Genomic DNA, 16,066 nt, shown 5'->3' on the forward strand with positions numbered 1-16,066 from the left:
CGGGCTCTTGCCGCACTGCACGTCACCGGAGCCGCCGTCGACTGGTCCGCGTTCGTCGCCGGCGGAGTGACGGTCGACCTGCCCACCTATGCCTTCCAGCCCCGGCGGTACTGGCCCCGCGGTGGACTGCGCACCGGCGACCCCACCGGGCTCGGGCTCGTCCCCGCCGAGCATCCCATCCTCGGCGCCGCGGTCCGACTCGCCGACGATGGCGGCGCCCTGCTCACCGGACGGCTCTCCCTCGCTGCGCACCCGTGGCTCGCCGACCACCGCGTCGGTGGCGCCGTCCTGTTCCCCGGCACCGGGTTCCTCGAGCTGGCGCTGCGGGCCGCCGACGAGGTCGGCTGCGGCCGGGTCGAGGAGCTGGCCCTCGAGGTGCCGCTCGTGCTCGCCGAAGGCGACCAGGTCGCCGTCCAGGTCCGGGTCGGCGCCGCCGACACCGACGGCGTGCGCGACATCGGCGTCTACTCCCGCTCACTCGGCCTGCTCGACGCCGACTGGACCAGGCACGCTGCCGGCACCCTCGGCCCCGCCCACCCCACCCCGACGCCCGCCGACCAGGCCTGGCCACCGCCCGGCGCGACCGAGGTCGCCCTCGACGACTGCTACGACCGGCTTACCGCGTCGGGCACCGAGTACGGCCCGGTCTTCCGCGGCCTGCGGGCGGTCTGGCGCCGTGGCGAGGAGTTCTTCGCCGAGGTCGCCCTGCCCGAACCGGCACGGGGCGCCGCCGGCGGCTACGGAATCCACCCGGCACTGCTCGACGCCGCCGTCCAGGCCCACGCCGTCGTCGACGCCGGCAAGGGGCTCCTCCCGTTCTCCTGGCGCGGGGTCGGCCTGCACGCCGGCGGCGCGTCCCTGCTGCGCGTGCGCTGGACGGCCACCGACGACGCCATCGCCCTCACCGCCGCCGACGCCCACGGCGTACCCGTGCTCGCCGTCGACGCGCTCGTGCTCCGCTCCGCCGCCGCCCTGCGCTCCACCGGCGCCCGCGACACCCTGCTCGGGCTCGACTGGGTCCGCACCGCGCCTGCCCCGTCCACCGCCGACCCGCTCACCCCCCTGGGGCTCGACCCGTTCGCCACCCTCGACGCGCTGGCCGAGATCCCCGACGCCCTGCTCGCCGAGATCGCCGGCGGCGAACCGGTCGCCACGACCCTCGCCCGCGTCCTGGCGCTGCTGCAGACCTGGCTCGCCGACGAACGCGTGGCCGACACACGCCTCGTGCTGCTCAGCCGGGGCGCGACAACCGGCGCGGACCTCGCCGCCGCTGCCGCCTGGGGACTGGTGCGCTCCGCCCAGGCCGAACACCCCGGCCGTTTCCTGCTCGTCGACCACGACGGCACCGACGCCTCCCGCGCCGCCCTGCCCGCCGCCGTCGCCGCGGCCGGCGACGAACCCCAGCTCGTCCTGCGCGACGGCGCCACCCACGTCGCCCGCCTCACCCGGCTGCCCGCCCCCGACCCCGCCGCCCCCTGGGACGGCACCGTGCTGATCACCGGCGGCACCGGCGGCCTCGGGGGTGTGCTCGCCCGGCACCTCGTCGGCCGTGGCCATCGGGTGGTGGTGGCGTCGCGGCGCCCGGGTGCGGTGCCCGAGGGTGTCGAGGCGGTGGCCTGCGACGTCTCGGATCGGGACGCGGTGCATGCGTTGGTGGCCGGCATCCCCGAGCTGACCGCGGTGGTGCACGCGGCCGGCGTGTTGGACGACGGTGTGGTCGACCAGCTGACGCCGGAGCGGTTGGACACCGTGCTGTCGCCCAAGGCGGACGGGGCCTGGTACCTGCACGAGGCCACGCGAGACCGCGGGTTGGCGGGGTTCGTGTTGTATTCCTCGGTCGCTGGGGTGATGGGCAGCCCGGGTCAGGGAAACTACGCCGCGGCCAACGCCTATCTGGACGCGCTCGCCGCCCAACGGCACGGGTTGGGCCTGCCGGCCACCTCGCTCGCCTGGGGACCCTGGACCTCCGACCTCGGCATGCTCGCCGCCGACACCCGGCGCACCCGCGCCTCCGGGCTCACCCCCATCGGCGTCGAGCAGGGCCTCGCCATGTTCGACGCCGCCACCGCCAGCGACCACCCCCTGGTCGTCCTGCTCCGCACCGCCGGACCGCTCACCGCGAACGTGCCGCCGCTGTTCCGCGCACTCGCCCCCACCGCCCGCCGCACCGCCGCCGGCGCCAGCGACGTCACCCCCGACACCCTCCGTGACCGGCTCCGCGGCCGCGACGCCGACGAGCGCCGGCGGATCCTGCGCGAGCTGGTCGTCGCCCACACCGCGGCCGTGCTCGGCCACGACCGTGCCGACGACGTCGACCCCACCCAGGAGTTCCTCGAGCTGGGGTTCGAATCCCTGCTCTCGGTCCAACTGCGCAACCAACTCGCCGAGGCCGTCGGCCTCCGGCTGCCCACCACCGTGATCTTCGACCAGCCCACCCCCACCCGGCTCGCCGACTGGCTGCACGACCAGCTCGGCGACCACGCCGCCGCACCGGTCCCCAGCGCGCCCGCCGAGGACACCGTCGGCCGCCTGTTCTACCGCGCCGTCCACGACGGACACCTGACCGAGGCGCTCGGGCTGCTCAAGGCCGTCGCCGCCCTGCGCCCCTCCTTCGAGACCCCCGCCGAGCTGGACGAGCTGCCCGCCCCGGTCACCCTGGTCGACGGCCCCGCCGCGCCCCAGCTGATCTGCATCAGCTCACCCGTGGTCGTCGGCGGCGTGCACCAGTACATGAACATCGCCACCCACTTCCGCGGCCTGCGCAAGGTCATGGCGGTACCCCTGGCCGGCTTCGCCACCGGCGAGCTGCTGCCCGCCACCCCCGGAGCCGCCGCGAGGGTCGTCGCCGAGTGCGTCCTCGAGGCCAGCGACGGCGAGCCGTTCGTCCTCGTCGGACACTCGACGGCCGGCGTGATCGCTTCCGCCGTCGCCGGCCTGCTCGAGCACACCTGGGGCGTCCGCCCCGCCGGCGTCGCCCTGCTCGACACGCTCAGCCGCCACCACGGCTCCGGCGACGTCGCCGACTACACCGCGATGACCAGGAACATCGTCACCCGCTTCGAACAGGAGGAAGGCGGCGCGGCCCAGGTGGACAGCACCCGCCTCTCCGCGATGGCCCGCTGGCTCAACCGTCTCCCCGACATGGAACGCGAGCGCACCACCGCCCCCGTCCTCCTGCTCCGCTGCGGTGAGGTCGCCGACACCCCACCCGAGCAACGCGCCCTCCTCACCGCCGGTGACTCGATCCGGACCCTGCATGCCACCCACGAGTCCCTCGCCCAGGAGGACGCCGAGCAGACCGCGCAGCGCCTGGAGGAATGGCTCCAGGACACCGTCCTGGCCGTGCCCAGCGGAGTCTGACCGGCGTGCCTCAGCCCCCGTACCCGCGCTCGACGATCCGCCGCGCCGCCTCGGCATACCGACCGGGATCGGCCGGCGCGAACGTGGCCAGACCGTCCACATAGCGGTTGTACATGCAGAACGCGGCGGCGATCAGGACGGTGTCGTGGATCTCCAGGTCCGTGGCGCCCTCGTCGCGGGCGGCAGCCACCATCTCCGCGGTGACGCTGCGGCCACCGTCTCGCACCGCGGCCGCGATCCGCAGCAGCGCACGCAGCTTCGCGGACACCGGCGCGCTGTCGAGGTCGGCACGCACCTGGTCGACGACGGCCATGCCACCGTCGAGCTGGGCCGCGGCGAACGCGGCATGGGAGTTGTGGCAGAACTGGCATTCGTTCAGGCCCGACACGTAGGCGGCGATCAGCTCGCGCTCGCCGGGCGTGAGCGGGTGCGGGCCGCGCAGGAGCACCTCGGCGAGCTCGTTGAGCGGCTTGGCGGTCTCGGGCCGGAAGGCCATCGGGCCGTTGATGCCGGGGACGAGCTCCTCGTCGACCCCGAGGTCGATATGTGCCATCTGACTGTCTCCTTGGGATGGTCAAACGGCCAGCGCGTCGGACGGGCCAACCATGCCTTCGATGATCGAGGGAGCCGGCCCGGCGCACAATGCGCCAACGTGCTCAACACGAATCGGGCGTCCAGGTGACTGGAACTACTACACCTAGAGGTCACGGACATGAACCAGCGAGCGGAGGTTCAGCTCGCGACGAACGCTGTGGCTGTCCAACGCATCCACCACGGTCAAGGCACCCAGCCACGTCGCGCCGGTTCGCTCGACGATTTTCTGGGTGGCGAGTGCCTGGCTGCCGGTGTCGACCCAGTCGTCGACCAGGACCACCCGGTCACCGGATTTCAGGAGCTTGCGTTTGACACCCAGGCGCAGGTTTCGGTCGCGGTAGTCCGGCGGTGTCGTCTGCTGAACCCACGCGTCGTCGTCCGTTTCCGACTCCGGGTTCTTCCGGACCTCGACGAAACCGACGCCGAGCTGGAGCGCCAACGCGACGCCGAGGAGGTAACCGCGTGACTCCAGACCCAACACCGCGGTCGGGGAGCCGGGGACGGCCTCGCCGAGCAGGGCCCCGATGTCCCGCAGCAACTCGGGCGAGCGCCACCAGCCGGTGACGTCGGCGTACTGGTAGTCGTCGGTCTTGCCGCCGCGCCAGGTGATCGCCGACCGGATCCGGTCGATCGTGTGTTTTTCGGGTCCCTCGCCCACGCCCGGGATGATGCCGGGGCGTACCTGCCTGGTCAACATGGTTCGTAATCATTCCTTGCGCCGCTTGTTGGGATTTCCCCGTCGCCTGTCGTCGCCTCTCTCGCCGCCTTCGTCGCGACTTTTTCGGGTCGCGCCTCTTTCATGCTTTCCCCTCTTCGACTTGCCGGTGCTCTGCTTCTTCCTCCGGTGCGCGTGCGTGACGGAGGCGTCGGACTCGGTGAAGATCCGCAGCAGTGCGGCGAGGATCCCGTCGGCGCGGTCGAACGTCCCCTGCAGCACGTCCAGCCGACCGATGATCTTGTTGTTCGTGTCCTGGACCGCCGGCTCCACCGCGTCCGCGGCCGCCGCCCCGACCAGCCCCACGCTGGCCATCGACGCGATCAGCCACTGGATCAGCCGCTGGACCAGATCGACCAGCAGAGCCCTGACCTCCGCGCGGATCTGCGCGAGAGCCTCGGCCACCAGCACGACCACGATGCCGATGCCCTTGGCGGCCAGCCCGCAGGCACGCACGGCCGAGGCCTGCTCGGCGGCGAAGGCGCGGTAGGCGTCCGCCGCCTCACCGGTCCAGGTCGCCGTGTCGTCCACGCAGGCCCGCGCCCACTCATCACCCACGCCGGCCAACCGGGCCGACGCGTCCAACCACGCCTGCGAACACGCCCGGATCGCGTCCGGCTGACCGGCCAGGTGGTCCAGGATCTCCTGGAGGGGCCGCAGGTGGTCGACCAGCCAAGCGGCGCCGTAGGACGCCAGGATCTCGATGACGTTCGACTCGTCGTCCATCTCGTCGACCGCGCCGTTGCCCGCCGGCGGATCGACCCAGCTCCCGCCGATCGCCACTTCGGAGACGGACCGGGCCTCGTCCTCGAGGGGGGTCGTTGTCGGCGGCGTCATCAGTCGTCCATTCCCGCGCCGCTCTCCTCGACCCGCTCCCGGTTGTCCTCCTCCGTGTCGGCGTACTCGGCCGCCGCGTCCCTGACCTCCGCCGCCGCCAGGGTGAGCCCGTCCCACAGGTTCGTCATCGACTGCCGGCCCGCGTCCTGCATGGCGTTCAACGTCCCGGCCAGCGGGGCCCCGAACCGGCCGTAGGCGCCCTCGCTGAGCTGGGCCGCGTCCACGTCGGCGACCGCCGCGCTCACCTCGTCGGCCAGTGCGTCCAGGCGCGCCGCATGGCCGGTCAGGTCATCGACGTCGACCTCGTACCCCGGCCCGGTCACGACCGGTCCCGCCGGCTCTCGGTGGCCGGCCGGAGAATCGGCTCATCGGCCCACAGCTCGTCCTCGGTCCTCCGCCGGGCCCGGGGACCAGGCCCGGGACCAGGCCGGAAACCGGGCCCGGGACCAGGCCCGCGCTGGGGCGCTGCCGCCGGGCTCGGCGCGAGCGACGGCCCCCCGAACCGGCTGCGCGACTGCTCCCACACCGGTGCGGCCGCCGACGCGTCCGGCCCCAGCGTCGCGTGCGCCGCCTGCCGAACCTCCTCGGCGATCCGACCCTGGGCCCGGGCGACGACCGCCATGATCCGCCCGCCGATCTCCTGGGGGCGAAGGGAGGCGAGCCGGCCACCGGTGGCGATGTCCACGACCGCCCCGGTCGCGTCGACGGTCACCCTGATCGTCCCGTCCGAGGACGACTCGACGATGCGGATGCTCGCTATCTCGGTCCGCAGTCGCTGGAAACGAGCGGCGTCCTGAGCCAACCGCGCACCCCACTCGGCAAGACCCCGAGCAGCTGTCCCTGGCCCGTCCACGAGTTCTCCCTGCCCGTCGCCGCGTGGGGGCCAACGGTAGAGAGGACCGGACGGCGAGCGACCGGATTTGCACTATTCCGCAAAGGGGCGGTTACCAGGTGACCAAGAGCGTCTCCGGCAGGCCGCCGGACAGCGGACCGCTCACGTTGCCGACCGGGGTGAGCGGGCGCAGCGTGGGTACCCGGGTCAGCAGCGCGGCGAACACCAGCCGCAGCACCTGGCGGGCCAGCGGCGCCCCCAGGCACGTCCACACCCCGTGCCCGAAGGTGAGGTGGCGGTTCGGGCTCCGCTCCGGCGAGAACTCGGTCGGCTCGGCGAACGCGTCACTGTCGTAGTTGCCCTGGGTGAGGTCGAGCAGCACGAGGTCGCCCGCGCCGATCACCACGCCGCCGATCGTCAGGTCCTCGCGCGCGTAACGGGGCAGGCTGAGGCTGCCGGCCAGGCGCAACAGCTCCTCGACCGCCAGCGGCAGCAGCTCCGGGTCGGCCGCGAGCAGCTCGCGCCGGGACCGGTCCTGCGCCAGCAGCAGGAAGCCGTACTCGATCTGCTTGACCGTCGCGCCGAAGCCGGCGAACTGCAACAGCATCGCGATCTGCACGACCTGGTCGGCAGCCAGCCCCGCCTCGCCGAGGCGGGCGACCATCGAACTCTCGGGTGGGGCGGCCGCCAACTCGGTGAGGAACACGTACAGCCCGCCCAGGTCGCCCGCCGCACCCAGCCGCATGAGCTCGGCGCAGCGGTCCCGGTCGGCCGCCGGCACCCCCAGCATCTCGGCGAACACCTGGCGCACCAGCGGTCCGGCGAAGTCCTCGCGCAGGTCCGCCGGCGGCCCCTGGGCCAGCAGCGCGTCCACCCGCGCCTCGACCAGCGCCGCCAGCGCCGGGCGCAGCTCGAGCATCCGCCGGGTCGTGAAGTGCGGCTTGAGCGCCGCGCGCAGCCCGGCGTGCATGGCGTCCGCCGCCCCGTGGTCGGCGCCCATCACCTGGTCGTAGGTCGGGTTCCCGGCGTACCGCGCCCGCTCCTCGGGCGCGGGGTGGGAGCGGCCGATCCGCCCGTCGTTGAGCAGTTCCCTGATCTCCGCGTGCCCGGACACCAGCCAGGCGTCGTCGCCCGTCGGCGTCCGCACCCGGCGCACCGCCGGCCCCTGCCGCGCCCGGCGCAGGTGCGGACACATGCGCAGCTCGAACGGCAGGTCCGAGGACATCAGGCCCCGCTCCTCGGTGGTGGTCACCCGGCGCTCCCGTCCTCGAGGCTGATCGCGCCGGCGGGGCAGCGGTCCGCGGCCTGGAGCACCAGGTCCAGCGACTCGCCCGGCTCCCGCTCGAGCAGCGTGACGACCGCCTGGTCGTCCTGGTCGAAGATGTCCGGTGCCGACAGCACGCACTGCCCGGCCCCGACACAGCGTCCGGTGTCCGCCTTGATCAGCATGGCTCCTCCGTCCCGCGCCGCCGGCTCACCAGGCGACCGGCAGCGCGTGCAGCCCGAAGACCGTGCCGTCGTACTTGACCGGCAGGTCGGCTACGGGCGTGGTCAGGTGCAGCGTCGGCACCCGGGTGAACAGGGTGCGGTAGACGCACTCCATCTCGACCCGGACCAGGTTCTGGCCGAGGCACTGGTGCACCCCGTAGCCGAACGCGACATGGCCCCGTGCCGCCCGCTCCGGCGCGAACCGGGCCGGGCACTCGAACACGGCCTCGTCGTGGTTGGCGGCGGCGATGAGCGGCACGATGCCCTCGCCGGCCCGGATCAGCTCGCCGCCGATCTCCACGTCGGCCAGCGCCGTGCGCATCGCCACCAGGTCGGCGACCGAGTGCAGCCGCACGAGCTCGTCCACCATCCGGTCGTCGCCGATCCGGTCGGGGTGGGCGAGCAGCGTGACCACCCCCAGCGCGATGTTGTTCGCCGTGGTCTCGTGCCCGGCGATCAGCAGCAGCATCACCACGCCGGACAGCTCCTGCTCGGTGAGCACCCCGGTCGCCAGGATCCGGCTGATCAGGTCGTCGCCCGGCCACTTCCGCTTGATCGCGATCAGCCGGGCGATGTGCCGCTGCAGCTGCCGGGCGGCCTGGGTGCGCTGCTCGTCGGTGGTGGCCGAGATCGACACCAGCGTCCGGGTGCGCGACTCGTAGAACGCGCGGTCGTCGTGCGGCACGCCGAGGATCGTCGCGATGATCCGGGACGGCACGGGCAGGGCGAAGTCCGCCACCAGGTCGGCCGAACCGCCCCTGGCCAGCAGCGCGTCGACGCACTCGTCCACCGTCGCCTGGATCGCCGGCCGCCACTCGCGGATCCGCCGCACCGAGAACTCCGGGATCAGGACCTTCCGGTAGCGGTCGTGGTCGGGCGGGTCCAGGCCGACGAACCAGCCGGGGATGTCCTGCTGGGTGGGCACCCCGCCGGTCCTCGCCACCTTCGGGAAGCCGGGGTTGGCCGGGTTCGCGCTGATCCTCGGATCGGTCAGCACGGCACGCACGTCGGCGTGCCGGGACACCAGCCACACTGGCTGCCCGCTCGGCAGCCTGGTGCGCACCAGGCCGTCGCGCTCGCGGAACCCCGCGTAGGCCGGCGGTGGGAACGCCTCACCGGGCCGGCGCGCCGGGAACTCCACCTCCCGGTCGGTGCTCGTCATTCTCGGCCCTTCCGGTAGAAGTCGCGAATCCGGCCGACCACGTAGTCCTGGTCGCTCGCGGTCAGCCCGACGTAGGTCGGCAGGTACAGGCCAGCCGCGCTCCACCGCGCCGCGTTCAGCCTCGGCCAGACCGGGTCGAGGTAGCCGGGCTGCTGGCTCATCGGCTTGAAGAACAACCGGGTCTCCACGCCCTCGGCGGCGAGGTGGGCACGCAGCTCGTCACGCCGCTCGGCACGCAGGTCGTACATCCACAGCACGTCCCGGGGCGGCATCAGCGTGACGCCCGCCACGTCGGCCAGGCCCGCGTCGTAGCGGCGCTCGATCTCCCGGCGCTCGGCCAACAGCTCGTCGAGCCGTTCGGTCTGCGCCAGCGCGACCGCCGCCTGCATGTCGGTCATCCGGAAGTTGTAGGCGAGCTTGCGGTGCAGGAACGTGTGGTCGGCGGAGAAGGCCATCCCGCGCAGGTGCTCCAGCTGTCCGGCCAGACGCGGGTCGTCGGTCAGGCAGATGCCGCCCTCGCCCGAGGTGATGATCTTGTTGGCGTACAGGGAGTAGCAGGCGATGTCGCCGACCGGGCGCACCCCGTGCGCCTCGGCGGAGTCCTCGACGACCCGCAGGTTGTACTCGTGCGCGAGCACCATGATCCGGTCCATCGCGCAGCGCCGCCCGTACACGTGCACCGGCATGATCGCCTTGGTGCGCGGGGTGATCGCCGCCTCGAGCAGGTCCACGTCGAGGTTGAGGTCGTCGCCGCAGTCCACGAACACCGGGGTGGCACCGACGTAGGTCACCGCCCAGGCCGAGGCGATCATGGTGAACTCGGGCACGATCACCTCGTCGCCGGGTCCGATCCGCAGCGCCCGCAGCGCCAGCGTCAGCGCAGCGGTGCCCGAGGAGCAGGCGATCCCGTGGGCCATCCCGTTGTAGTCGGCGAAGGCGCGCTCGAACCGCGCCACGTGCGGGCCGAGCGAGGAGATCCAGCCGTCGCTGATCCCGTCGGTCACGTACTCGAGCTCGCGGCCGGTCAGGCTCGGTCTGGAGACCGGGTACTTGAAGCTCATCCGCGCCTCGATCCGGCCAGCACCGGCAGGTCGAGGACGACGTCGGCGGCGGCGACCCGGCCACCCGCCGCCCGCTGCAGGCCCGCGAGGTGCTCGGTCCGTTCGCGGAACGACGGGTCGCCGAGCACCCGCAGCAGCTTGTCGGTCACGTCGGCGAGGTCCAGCCGCTCGGGGTGGTCCAGCGCCAGCCCGACGCCGATGTCCCTGGCCCGGGTCGCCTCGTCATGGCAGTCCATCCACAGCGGCCGCAGCACCTGCGGCTTGCCGAAGTAGAGGCTCTCGTGGAAGGCGTTGCTGCCGGCGTGGTTGAAGAACACCCGCACGTTGGGGTGGGCCAGCACGTCGAGCTGGGAGGGCAGCCAGTTCTCGATCCGCAGCGTCGGCGGCAACGTCTCCCGGGGCGGCAGCAGGTGCTGCTGCTCTGCCGGCAGCTTCCAGAGCACCTGGTGGTCGGGGGACAGCCGGCGCGCGACCTCGACCAGCGTCGCCACCTCCGCCCGGCTGAGCCGGGTGATGGTGCCGAAACCCTGGTACACGACGGAGGTCTGGGCGTCGAGCCAGGAGGTCAGCTCGCGCTCCTCCGGCGCCTGGGGGAGCGGCGGCACCATCGCCCCGACCAGGTGCATCTTGTCCGGAATGCGGAACGGGTAGTCGATCTCGGCGACCGAGTAGCACAGCACCCGCTCGGCGTGCTCGAACCGAGCCATCGGCCGGTGCGCGAGTCGCGAGATCCCCAGCTCGCGCCGGATCCGGGACTCGCTGCGCATCCGGCGGGACATCGACGGCTCGACGAACGTCAGCAGCGTGCACAACCGGAACAACCGGTTGCGCAGCTGCTGCGCGGGGGTCATCGGGTAGGGGAGCCCCGAGCGCGGGGTCGGGAAGTCCCGCGGGGTGTAGGTCCGCCCGAACGGCACCGTCGCGCTGACCACGTTGCTCGCCAGGAACGGCACGCTCAGCACGTACGGGATCTTCTCGGTGATGGCGAGGTTCACCGCGAAGTCGCACATCGCGTCGATCACCATCACCGCCGGCCGGTGCTCGGCCACCGCCTCCCGCAGCGCCCGGTACTTGGGGATCCGCAGCGTCGGGTCGAAGGAGTTCTTCAGCAGCGCCCGCAGCGCCCGCAGCGGCGACCGCTGGGTCACCGCGCGGTAGGTCCGGTCGTCCCAGGTCAGCGCGGACAGCTCGGGCAGCACCTCGCCGAGGGAGACGAACTCGACCTTGCTCGCCGAGGTGAGCGCCTCGACCTCGGCGCGGCGGGGCTCGTCGGTGGCGAACAGCAGGTCGTTCACGCCGCGTCGGGCCAGTTCGCCGGCCAGGACCAGCAGTGGGTTGATCAGACCGCTCTCCGGCAGACCGACCATCAGGACGGGCCGCCGCACCGGGTCCGAGGATGCTGCCATGGGCCGTACGGTTCCCGGCGCCCGCTCGACAAATCCCTAGTTTCCCCGCCCCTCCCGCGGCCTCCTCGCTCTGGGGGATTGTGCAGTTTCCCGTTTGTACGGTCCGAACGCGAGCCCCTGGGGAAGAACGAGGTGGTCCCGTGCGGAGAACTGGTGCGTCCGACTCGCGTGCCTTCACCGACGTCGTCCGTGCGGCGGTGGCGGAGGTGCTCGGCGTCGCGGCCGATGCGGTGTCGCCGACCGCGCCCCTGCGCGAGGCCGGCGTCGACTCGGCCGGAATGGTGCGCCTCGCCGCCGCGCTGTCGGTGCCGGCGTGGGCGGTGTGGCAGTACCCGACGGTGGCCGCGCTGGCGGATCACCTCGCCGGCGCGGCGGAGCCCGCACCCGCCCCGGCCGCCGCGGGGGCGGCCACGACCGGCGTAGAGCCGATCGCCGTGGTCGGCCTCGGCTGCCGGCTGCCCGGCGGGATCGAGTCACCGGCCGCCCTCTGGGACGCCCTGCTGTCCGAAATGGACGCCGTGCGGCCGGTGCCGGGCGACCGGTGGGACGTCGAGGAGTGGTACGACGAGGACGTCGCCGCCCCCGGCCGCACCACCGTCCGCCGGGGCGGCTTCCTCGACGACGTGGCGGGGTTCGACGCCGCGTTCTTCCGGATCTCTCCGGCCGAGGCCGAGCGGATGGACCCGCAACAGCGCATCGCGCTCGAGGTCGCCTGGTCCGCGCTCGAGGACGCCCGGATCGTCCCCGGCGCCCTGGCCGGCAGCCGCGCCGGGGTGTTCCTCGGCACGATGTGGCAGGAGTACCACCTGGCCACGGGTGCCGACCCGGCGTCGGTCGGCCCGCAGTCCGCCGTCGGCTGGGACACCTCGATCGTCCCGGCCCGGATCGCCTACGCGCTCGGCCTGCAGGGCCCCGCGGTGTCGGTGGGCAGCGCCTGCAGCTCCTCGCTCAACGCCGTGCACCTCGCCGCGCACAGCCTGCGCCGAGGGGAGTCCGATCTCGCGCTGGCCGGCGGTGTCAGCCTGATGCTGCACCCGCACACCACGGTGGCGATGACCAAGTTCGGTGGTCTGAACCCGGCCGACCAGTGCCGTGCCTTCGACGCCGACGCCGCCGGGTACGTGCGCGGCGAGGGCTGCGGGGTGCTGGTGCTGCGCCGGCTGTCCGACGCCCTGCGCACCGGCGACCGGATCTACGCCGTGCTGCGCGGCAGTGCGGTGAACAACGACGGCGCATCCAACGGCCTCACCGCCCCCAACCCCCGCGCCCAGGTCGACGTCCTGCGCGAGGCCTGGCGGGAGGCCGGCGTCGCGCCGGCCAAGGTGTCCTATGTAGAGGCACACGGCACCGGGACCGCGCTGGGCGACGTGATCGAGGCCGGGGCGCTGGGCGAGGTGTTCGCCCCCGGCCGGACTGCCCCGCTGCTGATCGGGTCGGCCAAGACCAACTTCGGCCACCTCGAGCCCGCGGCCGGGGTGCTCGGCGTGCTCAAGACCGTGCTGGCGCTGCACCACGGCGAGCTGCCGGCGAGCCTGCACTTCGACCGGCCCAACCCCAGGATCGACTTCGCCGGGCAGCGGCTCGAGGTGGTCACCGGTCGCCGGGACTGGCCACAGGGCCGGTTCGCCGGGGTCAGCGGCTTCGGCTTCGGCGGAACCAACGTCCACCTCGCACTGGAACGCGCCACGCCCCGGCCGCGACGGTTGGTCGCGCTCGCCGCACCCACCGAGTCGGCCCTGCGTGCCCGGGTCGGCACGCTGCTGGCCGAGCCCGCGCCGGCTGCCGGCGGGTCCGGGCACTACCGCGCGTTCGCCGCCGTCGACCGGCTGGACGAACTGCCGGCGGGACTGCGGGTCTCGCTCGACGGCCGGGCCCGGCCGCCGCTCGCGTTCTGCTTCTCCGGGCACGGCGGGCAGTGGGTCGGCATGGGCCGCGACCTGCTCGCCGAGCCGGCGTTCCGGGCCGCGCTGACCGAGGTGGACCGGGCCCTCGTCCCGGTCGTGGGCTGGTCGGTGCTCGACGAGCTGGTCGCCCCCAGCCCGCGGCTGAACCGCACCGACGTCGTCCAGCCGGCGCTGTTCGCAATCCAGGTCGCGCTGGCCCGCGCGCTCGCCGCCTGGGGCGTGCGGCCGGACGTGGTGTTCGGGCAGAGCGTCGGCGAGGTCGCCGCCGCCGTGGTCGCCGGCGCGCTGACCACCGCCGACGGCGCCCTGGTCATCGGCCGCTGGTCCCGCCTGGTCGCCGACCGGGCGGCCGGCAGCGGCACCGTCCTCGTCTGCGAGCTGTCGGCGGCGCGGGCCCGCCGGGTGGCCGGCGACCGGCTCGACCTCGCCGGGGAGCTGGCGCCGGGCCAGGTCTGCCTGTCCGGCGGGACCGAGGCGGTCGCCGAGGTCGAACGGGAGCTGACCGCGGCCGGCGTGCGCACGCTGCGGGTCGCCATCGACTACCCCTCGCACAGCCGACGGCTCGCCCCGCTCGCGTCCGAGCTGGCGGGGCTGCTCGACGGCGTGGTGCCGGCGGAGACGACGATCCCGTTCGTCTCGACGGTCACCGGCGCGGTCCTGCCCGGCGCCGAGCTGGACGGCGCCTACTGGGCCCGCAACATGTGCGCGCCGATGCTGGTCGCCGAGGCCGTGCGGGCGCTCCCCGCCGGTACCCGCGTCGTCGAGGTCGCACCGCACCCGGTGCTGCGGCCCTCGCTGGGACGCGCGCTCGCCGGGGGGCCCGACGTGCTCGTCACCTGTCGCCGGGACCGCCCGGCCCGGTGGAGCCTGGAGGACCTGCTCGGCCGGCTGTGGACCGACGGTGTGGACGTCGACTGGGCGGCCCTGGACGGCGGCACGTCCGCGGGCCCGCCGGTGCCGTGGGTCCTGTCCGCCCGCACCCCGGCCGGGCTCCGGGCCCAGGCCGCGGCCCTGCGCGACCACCTCACGCCCGAGGCCTCGCCGGCCGAGGTGGGGTTCTCGCTCGCCACCACCCGAACCGCCTTCGAACACCGCGCGGTCCTGCTCGGCGAGGACCGCCGCGCGCTGCTCGAGGCCCTGGCGGCGCTAGCCGACGGCGTCGAGACGCCGGCGGTCGTCGTGGGGTCCGCCGGCACGGTCGACCCCGCCGACCCCGGACCGGTACTGGTGTTTCCCGGCCAGGGTTCGCAGTGGGTGGGCATGGCGCGTGAGCTGCTGGACACCGCACCCGTGTTCGCCGCCCGGTTCACCCAGTGCGCCGACGCGCTGGCCGAGTTCGTGGACTGGTCCCCGGTCGAGGCGCTGGCCGACGAGGCGGCGCTGGCCAGGGTGGACGTCGTCCAGCCGCTGCTGTGGGCGGTGATGGTCTCGCTCGCCGAGCTGTGGCGGGCCCACGGCGTGCGCCCGGCCGCCGTCGTCGGCCACTCCCAGGGCGAGATCGCCGCCGCATGTGTCGCCGGTGGACTGTCCGTGCGGGACGCCGCGTTGGTGGTCGCCCTGCGCAGCGCGGCCATCGCCCGGGGACTGGCCGGCCGCGGCGGCATGGCCTCGGTCGCGCTGCCCCGCGAACGCCTGGCCCGCCTGGTCGGGTCCCTGCGGGGGCGGCTCTCGGTCGCCGCCGCCAACGGCCCCGGCTCGACCGTGGTCTCCGGGGACCCGGAGACACTCGAGGAGCTGCTGGCGCGGTGCCGAGCCGACGGGGTGCGGGCGAAACAGATCCCCGTCGACTACGCCTCGCACTCCGCGCAGGTGGACGCGGTCCGCGCCGAGCTGCTCGACCGGCTCGCCCCGATCCGCCCGCGCTCGACCGACGTCACGTTCCTCTCGACCGTCACCGGCGAGCCGGTGGACACCGCGGAGCTCGACGCCGCGTACTGGTACCGGAACCTGCGGGAGCCGGTGGAGTTCCACGCCGCGGTCGTGGCGCTCGCCTCCGCCGGCCACCGGTACTTCGTGGAGGCCAGCCCGCACCCCGTGCTCACCATGGGCGTGCAGGAGACCGGCGACCTCGTCGCGGTGGGCAGCCTGCGGCGCGATGACGGCGACCTGCGCCGGTTCCGCGCCTCGGTCGCCGAGGCCTGGACGCGCGGCGTGCCGGTCGACTGGTCGGCCGCCTTCCCCGGCGCGCGCCCGGTGGACCTGCCCACCTACCGCTTCCAGCGCCAGCGCTACTGGCTCGACGGCACCCGGCCGCGGCCGGCCAGCCGCCCAGCCACCGGCGACACGGCGCTGTGGGAGGCGGTCGACCGTGGCGACAGCGAGGCCGTACTCACCGAGCTCGACCTGCGCCCCGACGGCTCGCTCGCCGACCTGGTGCCGGCGCTGCGCGCGTGGCGGCGGCGCGGTCGGGAGGAGGCGGCGGTGCGCGACTGGTGGTACGAGGACACCTGGACGGCCGTGCCCGACCCCGTCCCACCCGCCGACCCCGGGACCTGGCTCGCCCTCGTCCCGGCCGCCGGCGACCGGGTGGGCGAGGTGTTGCACGGCCTGGCCGAGGCCGGGCTGAAGCTGGTCACGCTCGACGCCGTCGCCGACCCCGAGGAGCTCGCCCGCCGCTGCGCGGAGGCCGCCGGGGAGCACGAGCTCGCCGGCGTCGTGTCGCTGCTCGCGCTGGGGCCGGCGCCCCGGCCGCTCCACGCCCGGACCG

At 74.1% G+C, this 16,066-nt stretch carries 12 protein-coding genes; 2 read left to right on the forward strand and 10 right to left on the reverse strand.

Features of this window, described 5'->3' with window-relative positions:
- The coding region (locus tag BU204_RS42115) for a type I polyketide synthase (protein WP_143230011.1) at nt 1-3,360 on the forward strand (3,360 nt) is incomplete at its 5' end.
- Nucleotides 3,361-3,370: 10 nt separating this feature from the next.
- Here BU204_RS42115 and BU204_RS36330 read toward each other — a convergent pair.
- The 10 genes from BU204_RS36330 to BU204_RS36375 all read right to left on the reverse strand — a co-directional run bounded on the left by BU204_RS36330 (nt 3,371) and on the right by BU204_RS36375 (nt 11,455).
- The gene (locus BU204_RS36330; RefSeq protein ID WP_075130334.1) at nt 3,371-3,913 is read right to left on the reverse strand and encodes a carboxymuconolactone decarboxylase family protein; all 543 of its coding nucleotides are present in this window, start codon (nt 3,911-3,913) and stop codon (nt 3,371-3,373) included.
- Nucleotides 3,914-4,057: 144 nt separating this feature from the next.
- Nucleotides 4,058-4,651 (reverse strand): phosphoribosyltransferase family protein, encoded by a 594-nt coding sequence (locus BU204_RS36335; RefSeq protein ID WP_083661953.1) that lies wholly within the window; start codon nt 4,649-4,651, stop codon nt 4,058-4,060.
- Between the two features lie 9 nt (nt 4,652-4,660).
- Nucleotides 4,661-5,506, reverse strand: coding sequence for a hypothetical protein (locus BU204_RS36340; protein ID WP_075130335.1), 846 nt, complete (start codon nt 5,504-5,506; stop codon nt 4,661-4,663).
- Nucleotides 5,506-5,829: a type VII secretion target gene (locus BU204_RS36345; protein ID WP_075130336.1), complete on the reverse strand. Its 324-nt coding sequence runs from the start codon at nt 5,827-5,829 to the stop codon at nt 5,506-5,508. Before BU204_RS36345 ends, BU204_RS36340 begins: the two co-directional genes overlap by 1 nt.
- Nucleotides 5,826-6,359, reverse strand: coding sequence for a YbaB/EbfC family nucleoid-associated protein (locus BU204_RS36350; RefSeq protein WP_143230012.1), 534 nt, complete (start codon nt 6,357-6,359; stop codon nt 5,826-5,828). The genes BU204_RS36345 and BU204_RS36350 overlap by 4 nt, the downstream gene beginning before the upstream one ends.
- A 91-nt stretch (nt 6,360-6,450) precedes the next feature.
- Nucleotides 6,451-7,590 (reverse strand): cytochrome P450, encoded by a 1,140-nt coding sequence (locus BU204_RS36355; protein WP_083661954.1) that lies wholly within the window; start codon nt 7,588-7,590, stop codon nt 6,451-6,453.
- Nucleotides 7,587-7,787 (reverse strand): ferredoxin, encoded by a 201-nt coding sequence (locus BU204_RS36360; RefSeq protein ID WP_075130338.1) that lies wholly within the window; start codon nt 7,785-7,787, stop codon nt 7,587-7,589. The genes BU204_RS36355 and BU204_RS36360 overlap by 4 nt, the downstream gene beginning before the upstream one ends.
- 25 nt (nt 7,788-7,812) lie before the next feature.
- Nucleotides 7,813-8,988 carry a cytochrome P450 gene (locus tag BU204_RS36365; RefSeq protein ID WP_075130339.1) on the reverse strand — a complete coding sequence of 392 codons (1,176 nt, stop codon included), beginning with the start codon at nt 8,986-8,988 and terminating at the stop codon, nt 7,813-7,815.
- Nucleotides 8,985-10,049, reverse strand: a complete 1,065-nt coding sequence (locus tag BU204_RS36370; protein WP_075130340.1) for a DegT/DnrJ/EryC1/StrS family aminotransferase — start codon at nt 10,047-10,049, stop codon at nt 8,985-8,987. Before BU204_RS36370 ends, BU204_RS36365 begins: the two co-directional genes overlap by 4 nt.
- Nucleotides 10,046-11,455 (reverse strand): glycosyltransferase, encoded by a 1,410-nt coding sequence (locus BU204_RS36375; RefSeq protein WP_075130341.1) that lies wholly within the window; start codon nt 11,453-11,455, stop codon nt 10,046-10,048. The genes BU204_RS36370 and BU204_RS36375 overlap by 4 nt, the downstream gene beginning before the upstream one ends.
- Before the next feature lie 140 nt (nt 11,456-11,595).
- Between BU204_RS36375 and BU204_RS36380 the strand changes: the two genes are divergently transcribed.
- Nucleotides 11,596-16,066: type I polyketide synthase (locus BU204_RS36380; RefSeq protein ID WP_158073569.1), on the forward strand; the 4,471-nt coding region annotated here is incomplete at its 3' end.

The organism is Actinophytocola xanthii (genome assembly GCF_001921205.1).
Lineage (GTDB): Bacteria > Actinomycetota > Actinomycetes > Mycobacteriales > Pseudonocardiaceae > Actinophytocola > Actinophytocola xanthii.

Excerpts from the sequence above, each read along its gene's own strand:
- BU204_RS36330 (WP_075130334.1), bottom strand. The coding sequence starts at position 3,913 with ATGGCACATATCGACCTCGGGGTCGACGAGGAGCTCGTCCCCGGCATC.
- BU204_RS36335 (WP_083661953.1), bottom strand. The coding sequence starts at position 4,651 with ATGTTGACCAGGCAGGTACGCCCCGGCATCATCCCGGGCGTGGGCGAG.
- BU204_RS36340 (WP_075130335.1), bottom strand. The coding sequence starts at position 5,506 with ATGACGCCGCCGACAACGACCCCCCTCGAGGACGAGGCCCGGTCCGTC.
- BU204_RS36360 (WP_075130338.1), bottom strand. The coding sequence starts at position 7,787 with ATGCTGATCAAGGCGGACACCGGACGCTGTGTCGGGGCCGGGCAGTGC.
- BU204_RS36365 (WP_075130339.1), bottom strand. The coding sequence starts at position 8,988 with ATGACGAGCACCGACCGGGAGGTGGAGTTCCCGGCGCGCCGGCCCGGT.
- BU204_RS36370 (WP_075130340.1), bottom strand. The coding sequence starts at position 10,049 with ATGAGCTTCAAGTACCCGGTCTCCAGACCGAGCCTGACCGGCCGCGAG.
- BU204_RS36375 (WP_075130341.1), bottom strand. The coding sequence starts at position 11,455 with ATGGCAGCATCCTCGGACCCGGTGCGGCGGCCCGTCCTGATGGTCGGT.